General features: G+C 73.2%; 8 protein-coding genes and 1 pseudogene. 5 read left to right on the forward strand and 4 right to left on the reverse strand.

Features of this window, described 5'->3' with window-relative positions; all coding sequences use genetic code 11:
- The first annotated feature begins 228 nt into the window (after nucleotides 1-228).
- Together FGF04_RS03930 and FGF04_RS39915 are read left to right on the forward strand one after the other, a co-directional pair.
- Nucleotides 229-1,626, forward strand: coding sequence for an FAD-dependent oxidoreductase (locus FGF04_RS03930; protein ID WP_149509789.1), 1,398 nt, complete (start codon nucleotides 229-231; stop codon nucleotides 1,624-1,626).
- Between the two features lie 143 nt (nucleotides 1,627-1,769).
- Nucleotides 1,770-1,946 (forward strand): hypothetical protein, encoded by a 177-nt coding sequence (locus FGF04_RS39915; RefSeq protein WP_188113949.1) that lies wholly within the window; start codon nucleotides 1,770-1,772, stop codon nucleotides 1,944-1,946.
- Between the two features lie 151 nt (nucleotides 1,947-2,097).
- Here FGF04_RS39915 and FGF04_RS03935 read toward each other — a convergent pair.
- Nucleotides 2,098-2,478 (reverse strand): annotated as a pseudogene (locus tag FGF04_RS03935) (ATP-binding protein); the annotation flags it as partial.
- Nucleotides 2,479-2,782: 304 nt separating this feature from the next.
- On the opposite strand from FGF04_RS03935, the gene FGF04_RS03940 reads away from it, so the two are divergent.
- The 3 genes from FGF04_RS03940 to FGF04_RS03950 all read left to right on the forward strand — a co-directional run bounded on the left by FGF04_RS03940 (nucleotide 2,783) and on the right by FGF04_RS03950 (nucleotide 4,814).
- Nucleotides 2,783-3,658, forward strand: coding sequence for a helix-turn-helix domain-containing protein (locus FGF04_RS03940; protein WP_149509790.1), 876 nt, complete (start codon nucleotides 2,783-2,785; stop codon nucleotides 3,656-3,658).
- Between the two features lie 25 nt (nucleotides 3,659-3,683).
- Nucleotides 3,684-3,896, forward strand: coding sequence for a DUF397 domain-containing protein (locus tag FGF04_RS03945; protein ID WP_149509803.1), 213 nt, complete (start codon nucleotides 3,684-3,686; stop codon nucleotides 3,894-3,896).
- A 99-nt stretch (nucleotides 3,897-3,995) separates the two neighbouring features.
- Nucleotides 3,996-4,814: an SAM-dependent methyltransferase gene (locus FGF04_RS03950; protein WP_149509791.1), complete on the forward strand. Its 819-nt coding sequence runs from the start codon at nucleotides 3,996-3,998 to the stop codon at nucleotides 4,812-4,814.
- A gap of 111 nt (nucleotides 4,815-4,925) precedes the next feature.
- Here FGF04_RS03950 and FGF04_RS03955 read toward each other — a convergent pair whose 3' ends face one another.
- Genes FGF04_RS03955 through FGF04_RS03965 form a run of 3 tightly spaced genes read right to left on the reverse strand, consistent with a single transcriptional unit; the run spans nucleotide 4,926 to nucleotide 6,952 of the window.
- Nucleotides 4,926-6,203, reverse strand: a complete 1,278-nt coding sequence (locus tag FGF04_RS03955; RefSeq protein WP_235882178.1) for a cytochrome P450 — start codon at nucleotides 6,201-6,203, stop codon at nucleotides 4,926-4,928.
- A 30-nt stretch (nucleotides 6,204-6,233) separates the two neighbouring features.
- On the reverse strand, nucleotides 6,234-6,590 hold the full coding sequence (locus tag FGF04_RS03960) for a DUF742 domain-containing protein (RefSeq protein WP_149509792.1): 357 nt from the start codon (nucleotides 6,588-6,590) through the stop codon (nucleotides 6,234-6,236).
- Nucleotides 6,587-6,952: a roadblock/LC7 domain-containing protein gene (locus FGF04_RS03965; RefSeq protein ID WP_149509804.1), complete on the reverse strand. Its 366-nt coding sequence runs from the start codon at nucleotides 6,950-6,952 to the stop codon at nucleotides 6,587-6,589. The genes FGF04_RS03960 and FGF04_RS03965 overlap by 4 nt, the downstream gene beginning before the upstream one ends.
- Nucleotides 6,953-7,134: the final 182 nt, after the last annotated feature.

Raw genomic sequence — 7,134 nt, forward strand, 5'->3', positions numbered from 1 at the left:
CACGCTTGGGGGCTGGTCGGTCCGGACCGCCCGGCCGTCGGACCGCCCGGTCGCCGGACCGACCAACCGCCGGAGGCCCATGGCGGTTTGTGGATCGATCATGGTTCGATCGACGGGTCGGGGCCGAGGGGATCCCGGCTCCCGCGTTCCCACCGGCGAGCGCGGACACACGCGCGACCCGCGTGCTGCAGCCGTGCGCCGCCGGACGTCGACAGAGAGGGCCCACCCATGCCTGACACCCACTCCGCCACCGTGCGCCGCGCGATCGTCGTCGGAGGGGGCATGACGGGCATGCTCGCCGCATCGGTGCTCGCGCGGCACGCGGACGTCACCGTCGTCGAGCGCGACCTCCTCCCCGAGGAACCCGGCCCCCGCAAGGGCCTGCCGCAGGCCCGGCACGCGCACGTCCTGKGGTCCGGCGGGGTGGGAGCACTGGAGGAGCTCCTGCCCGGCATCGTCGACGAACTGGTCCGGCGGGGCGCCCGCCGCACCCCCGTCATGGGCGGCCTGGTGTCCAAGGCGCCGTCGGGCCAGTGGTTCCGCCGCTTCACGTACACCCGGCACGTCACCCTCCTGTGCAGCCGCGATCTGCTCGACGCGGTGATCCGCGCCAGGGTGCTGGAGGACGGCCGCATCACCCTGCGCCAGGGGACCGAGGTGCTCGCCCTGCACGGCGGTGCCCGGCGGGTGTCCGGGGTCCGCGTCCGCTCGGCGGACACCGAGGAGACCCTGGCGGCCGACCTGGTGATCGACGCCGGCGGACGGGCCAGCCGCGCCCCCGGCTGGCTGCGGGACCTCGGGCTCCCGCCGGTGGCGGAGCGCACGGTCGACGCCGGCTTCGGCTACGCCAGCCGCATCTACCGCGCCCCCGGCACGACCGCCGACGGCTTCCCGATCGTCAACGTGCAGGCCGACCCGCGGCAGAACCCCGGCAGGGGCGGCATCATCACCCCCATCGAGGGCGGCCGGTGGCTGGTCACGCTGGCCGGCACGCGGGAGGGCAGGCCGAGCGCCGACAACGCGCAGTTCGTGCCCTTCGCCCGGACACTGCCGCACCCGGTCATCGGCGAACTTCTCGCAGACGCCGAACCCCTGACGGACGTCGTCACTACACGCAGCACGGCCAACAGGCGGCGCTACTACGAGAAGGCGGCCCGCTGGCCCGACGGGTTCGCCGTCCTCGGTGAAGCGGTGGCCGGCTACAACCCGGTGTACGGCCACGGGCTGAGCGCCGCCGCGCAGAGCGTGCTCGCGCTGCGCCACGTCCTGGAACAGCAGGACCTGCGCACGCCCGGCACGGCCCGGCGCATCCAGAAGGGGGCGGCGCGCCCGGTCGACAACGCCTGGAACCTGGCCGTCGGCCAGGACGTGTTCTATCCGGGCGCCAGCGACCAGCCCCCGACCCGGCGCGAAAAGGCCCTCGCCGCCTTCGTGGACCGGGCGGTCGACGCCGGATCGCGCAACCCCCGCGCCCTGCGCATCCTGCTGGACGTGATGAGCATGGAGAAGCCGCCCGCGCGGCTCCTCATGCCCGACATGCTGGCCCTGATCTGCCTGGGCCCCAAGAAACCGCCCCTCACCGGCCCGCCCCTGTCCCGGAGCGAACGCGAGGCCGTCGCATCCTGACAGGTCGCCGCACCCTGGCAGGGCCCGGCCCCGGACCCGGCCCGTTCGTCACCCCCTTGACCGGTGACGGATTCCCTGCGACGATCATCACAGTCCGACAACTGACACCGTGCAGTCGTGGGTCCGAGACGCAGGAGGCCGGTATGACGCATGAAGAGCAGGTTCCGGACGCCGCCGAGGCGGCGCGCCGCGCACGGTTCGGCGCGCTCCCGGAGCGGATCCGCCTCGCGGACACGGTCGAGGAGAAGCAGGCCGTCGCCCCGGACCCCGCGCGCACCGCGTACAACGACGACGAATGGCTCGTCCGCAACTGCGTCTGAGGCGCGGGCGGACCGGGACCGGGACGAAATAGGGCAGCCCGGTGGGGGCGAGGTCCCGCGGCTCCGGCACGGACGGCGCCGCGACGGCGCGCGCCGGCAGGACCGCCCAGACGACACGCCCGGAGCCGTGCGCGGTGTCCCGCACACCCCAGTCGCTGCTGAGCGTGCCGACCAGCAGCAGCCCGCGGCCGCCCTGGTCGTCGGGTCCGGCGGTGCGCTGCGCGGGGATCGCCAGCCCGCGGTTCTGGTCCTCGACCTCCAGGTGGAGGCGGTGTCCGTCGGTGCGCAGCCGGCACACGATCCACTTGCTGGCCGTGTGGGTGAGCGCGTTGGTGACGAGCTCGGAGGTCACCAGGACAGCGTTGTCGGATGCTTCGGGGTCCGTGCCCCAGGTGCTGAGCAGCTCGCGCACGTTGCGGCGGGCCAGCCCCACGGAGGCGGGCACCGGGGGGACGCCGAACGCGCCTGATCTGTTCCGGGTCGGGTCAGCGGGCAGTCGGCCCAATGGCTTGGGGAGAGAGGGCGGAGCCATCGCCGTTCGCCTTTCGTCTGCCTTCGCACCAGTGGTCAGCCGGTGCCGGTACCGCCGGGACGGCTGGACCACGAGGCACGAGCACCTCGTTGCGCACCGTGACGGTCCGCGGCCCGTTCTCCCCCAACTGGGCCGCTTCGCCACGCCGTTCACCGGGCCGGACGGTACGCCCTACTGTGGCATCCGCCAACATCACCCCGCAACCAGCAAGTTGAAATTTGCAATCCGCCCCGTGCATGCTTCGCCTGTCGAACGGGTGATCGTGACAGACTGCGACTTCGAAGCCGCTGCGAGGGGGTACGGGGTGACCGCGGAAACCGACTGGGGCGGCGCGCCCTCCGTGCTGCGCATGATCCTCGGCCGACAGCTGGAGGAGCTGCGCACCCGCGCCGGACTGACGTTCGAGCAGGCCGGTGAGGCGCTCGGGGTCAGCCACTCCACCATCCGCCGCATGGAGGCCGCCAAGGTGGCCCGGCTGCGCCTGCCGGACGCGGAGAAGCTGCTCCAGATCTACGGCGTCACCGACCAGCAGGAGATCGACACCTTCCTGAAGTCGGTCCGGGAGGCGAACAAGCGCGGCTGGTGGCACACCTACCGTGACGTCCTGCCCGACTGGTTCGCCGCGTACCTGAGCCTGGAGCAGGCGGCGCTGCAGATCCGCGCGTACGAGTCGCAGTTCGTGCACGGCCTGGTCCAGACCGAGAGCTACGCGCGTGCACTCCTGGGCGCCGGCAACCCGCACGCCTCCCAGGAGGCGACGGACCGCAGGGTGGCGCTGCGGATGCGGCGCCAGGAGCTGCTCTCCCGGCCCTCGCCGCCGCGGGTGTGGATCGTGATGGACGAGACGGTGCTGCGCTGGCCGGTCGGCGGCCCCGCCGTGATGCGCGCCCAGATCGACCACCTGATCGAGGTCAACGCGCTGCCGCACGTGACGCTGCAGATCATGCCGTTCAGGAACGGCCCGCACCCCGCCATGCGGGCCGGCGCGTTCCACCTCTTCCGGTTCCGGGCCCGCGAGCTGCCCGACATCGTCTACCTCAACGGCCTGGTGGGCGCCGTGTACCTGGACAAGGTCGACGACGTCGTGGTCTACCGCGAGGCCCTGGACCGCCTGGGTGCCCAGGCGGCGCCCGCCAGGAAGACCGAAGCCGTCCTCGGTGCGATCCGCAAGGAGCTCTGACGTGCACCAGCCCATACGCAACGGCATGCCGTCCCGCGACCTCGGTACCCGCGGCTGGTCCAAGCCGTGGAGCGACGACGCGGGCGGCGCCTGCGTCGAGGCGAAGAAGCTCGGCGACGGCCGGGTCGCCCTGCGCCAGTCCACCGACCCCGACGGCCCCGCTCTGGTCTTCACCCCTCACGAGATGACGAGCTTCCTGGCGGGCGTGAAAGCCGGCCGCGCGGACTTCCTGCTCTGACATCCTGCTCCGACGCGCCGTCGTGCGGCGCGCCGTTCCGAAACTTCCGCCGGTGCGGGAGCGTTCACCGTGGACCGACGACATGAGGGGAGAGCGGCCTTGCCCGACAACGACGGATGGCCTGCCGACCGGATCGACACCGAGAGCGCGCACTCGGCACGCATCTACGACTACGTCCTCGGAGGCAAGGACTACTACCCCGCCGACAAGGAGGCGGGCGACGCCATGGTGCGGGAGTGGCCCGCCATGCCCGTGCACATGCGGGCCAACCGCGACTGGATGAACCGCGCGGTGCGCTGGCTCGCCGAGAGCGCGGGCATACGCCAGTTCCTGGACATCGGGACCGGCATCCCCACCTCTCCCAACCTCCACGAGATCGCCCAGTCGGTGGCCCCCGAGTCCCGGGTGGTCTACGTGGACAACGACCCCATCGTCCTCACCCTGTCCCAGGGGCTGCTCGCCAGCACCCCCGAGGGCCGGACGGCGTACATCGAGGCCGACTTCCAGCACCCGGAGGCGGTGCTCGGCTCCGCGGAGTTCCGGGAGACCCTGGACCTGGGGCAGCCGGTCGCGCTGACCGTGATCGCGATCGTCCACTTCGTGCTGGACGAGGACGACGCGGTGGGCATCGTCCGCCGCCTCCTGGACCCGCTGCCGCCGGGCAGCTACCTGGCGATGACCATCGGCACCGCCGAGTTCGCGCCCGAGGAGGTGGGGCGGGTCGCCCGCGAGTACGCGGCCCGCGGGATGCCGATGCGGCTGCGGACGATGAGCGAGGCCGAGGAGTTCTTCGAGGGGCTCGACCTCGTGGAGCCCGGGATCGTGCAGGTGCACAAGTGGTGTCCGGACGGTACGGGGGAGGCGGGTGTCCGGGACGAGGACATCGCGATGTACGGGGCGATTGCCCGCAAGGGGTAGCCTCCGGCCGGGTGCGCGGTGATCCGGCCGCGGCCCGGTGGGGGTTGAGCGCGCAGTTCCCCGCGCCCCTGAGGGCGCGGGGGACCCACGTATCCTCAGGGCCGGCTCAAATCAAAAGTGCACATCTCCGGCCATGCGGGCGTTCACTTGACGATCGGGTGTGACACACGGTTGGCTCCGGCGAACGAAGAGTCGGGCAGTCGGCACACTCGTCCCGTCGGCCGCCGTGCGACTCCACGCTTCCATCCGGGGCGGGACCGCCAGGTCCAGGTCCGGGAGACGGTCCAGGACCACCTCCAGCGCCGTGCGGGCCACGACCTCCGCGATCTCCTGCGCCGGGAACGGGCACCGGTGCTCACCGTGTCCGAAAGAGAAGTGGGCACTGTTGCCACCGGTGAGGGCGGTGCCGTAGGTGCGGACCTGCGGGTCGTGGTTCGCGGCCTGGACGCCGAGCAGCAGCAGGTCGCCCGCCCGGACGGCGCGCCCCCCGAGCCACGTGTCCCGCACCGCCCACCGCCCGGCCACGTTCTGCGTGGGCGTGTCCTCCCACAGGACCTCGTTCATGGCCTCGGCGACACTGCGCCGCCCTCCGAGGAGCGACGCCGCGAAGCGGTCGTCCGTGAGCATCAGCCGCAGCGAGTTGGCGATCCAGCCCGCGGTCGGCTGGTGGCCCGCCGTGAGCATCACGATCAGGTCCTGGGCGATCTCCTCGTGCGTGAGGGCGTGCCCCGGCGCCGTACGCCCCGAGGCGACCATCCAGCCGGCCACGTCGTCCGCGGGCAGCGCCGCCCGGTCCGCCACCAGCCGGGCCATGCAGGCGGCCACGTGCCGCTGGCCGGCGCCGGCCTCCTCGCGCCCGTCGACCATGTCGTTCAGGGCGGCGACCAGGCCGGGACCCTGCTCGTCGGCGAACCCGAAGAGGGCGGCGAGGACGCGTACCGGCAGCAGCGCCGCGTACTGCGCCACCAGGTCGGCGGTGCCGTCGGCGCACACCGCGTCGATCAGCTCGTCGGCGTACCGCTCGGCCAGGGCGCGCAGCTCGAAGGGGTCGACGGCGTCCAGCGCGCCGCCGATCACCGCCGCACGCGCGCGGTGGTGCTCGCCCGAGGAGTGCAGGACGGAGGCGTGCCCGCGGCCGACCATCGGCAGCATCGGCCAGCCGTCGGGGACGCGGTCCCACTGGTTCCAGAGGGCGGAGTCACGGCTGAACAGCGCCGGATCGCCGGTGACCTGGTGCAGTTCTCGGTAGCCGAGGACCAGCCACGCCGGGATGTCCGCGTCGAGCAGCACGGGGGCCACGGCGCCGTACTCGCGCCGCAACTCCCGGTAGAGCGCGGTCGGTTCGGACCGGAACCGGCGTCCGCCGAGCAGTACGGGACGGTGGTTCACCGGGCCGCCCGGAGCGGTCGGGCGGTGGTTTCAGAGGTTGCGGAGGCCAACGAGCACCTGCTCCAGGATGTGGGGATCGGGACGGCCGCCCAGGGCGGCCCGGCGGGGGTGGCGGGCACTGACGCGGCCCTCGGCGAGCAGGTCGGAGAGCAGGATCCTGGTGATGGTGAGCGGCAGCCCCAGCTCGGCGGCCACCTCCGCGACGGCGGTGGGCCGCCCGGCCAGGCGCAGGATCGCCGCGTGCTCCGACTGCATGCCCGGCACCGGATCGCACTCGGCGACGACCAGCGTCAGCAGGTCGAAGGGGGTGCCTCGCGCGGACCGGGTACGCCCCTGGGTGAGGGTGTAGAGCCGGTCGGGCGCGTCGTCCCTGCCCGGCCGTCTCATGGCGTACGTGGCCGCGCGCTCAGGTGTTCGCCGAGTTGCTCCACGAGCCGGCCCATGGTGTGCCCGACGAGCCCGGTGTCCGCCTCCTCGTCCGTGACCACGGCCAGGTGCGCGCCCTCGCCCGCCTCGACGATGAACAGGATGCCGCCGTGGAACTCGGTCATCGCCGACCGTACGCCCCCGGTGCCGTCGCCGAACTGGAGCGAGGCCCCGTGGGACAGCGACTGGATGCCGGCGGCGATGGCGGCCAGCTGGTCGGCCTGGTCGGCGGAGAGCTCCGGCGTGCGGCACAGCTTGAGGCCGTCCCGGGAGAGCACGAGCGCGTGCCGGGCGCCCGGGGTGCGGGCCAGCAGGCCCTGCATGAGCCAGTCGAGCTCGTCGTCGGCGGTCCGTACCGCGGGTGTCGCGGGCGTCGTGGATGCCGCGGGTGCGGCCGGGACGGTTCCGTCGGTCAGGGCGGTCCCGTCGGGCAGGGCGAGGGCGGCGGTCGGGGCGGTGGTGCCGGTGCGGACGGTCATGGCGTGGGGTCGCCTTCCGGGTGGGG

The organism is Streptomyces apricus, from assembly GCF_008369065.1.
Taxonomy (GTDB): Bacteria; Actinomycetota; Actinomycetes; order Streptomycetales; family Streptomycetaceae; genus Streptomyces; species Streptomyces apricus.

Bases quoted from the DNA above. Each gene is read 5' to 3' on its own strand.
- FGF04_RS03965 (WP_149509804.1), bottom strand. From the start codon at position 6,952: ATGCAGGGCCTGCTGGCCCGCACCCCGGGCGCCCGGCACGCGCTCGTG.
- FGF04_RS03960 (WP_149509792.1), bottom strand. From the start codon at position 6,590: ATGAGACGGCCGGGCAGGGACGACGCGCCCGACCGGCTCTACACCCTC.
- FGF04_RS39915 (WP_188113949.1), top strand. From the start codon at position 1,770: ATGACGCATGAAGAGCAGGTTCCGGACGCCGCCGAGGCGGCGCGCCGC.
- FGF04_RS03945 (WP_149509803.1), top strand. From the start codon at position 3,684: ATGCCGTCCCGCGACCTCGGTACCCGCGGCTGGTCCAAGCCGTGGAGC.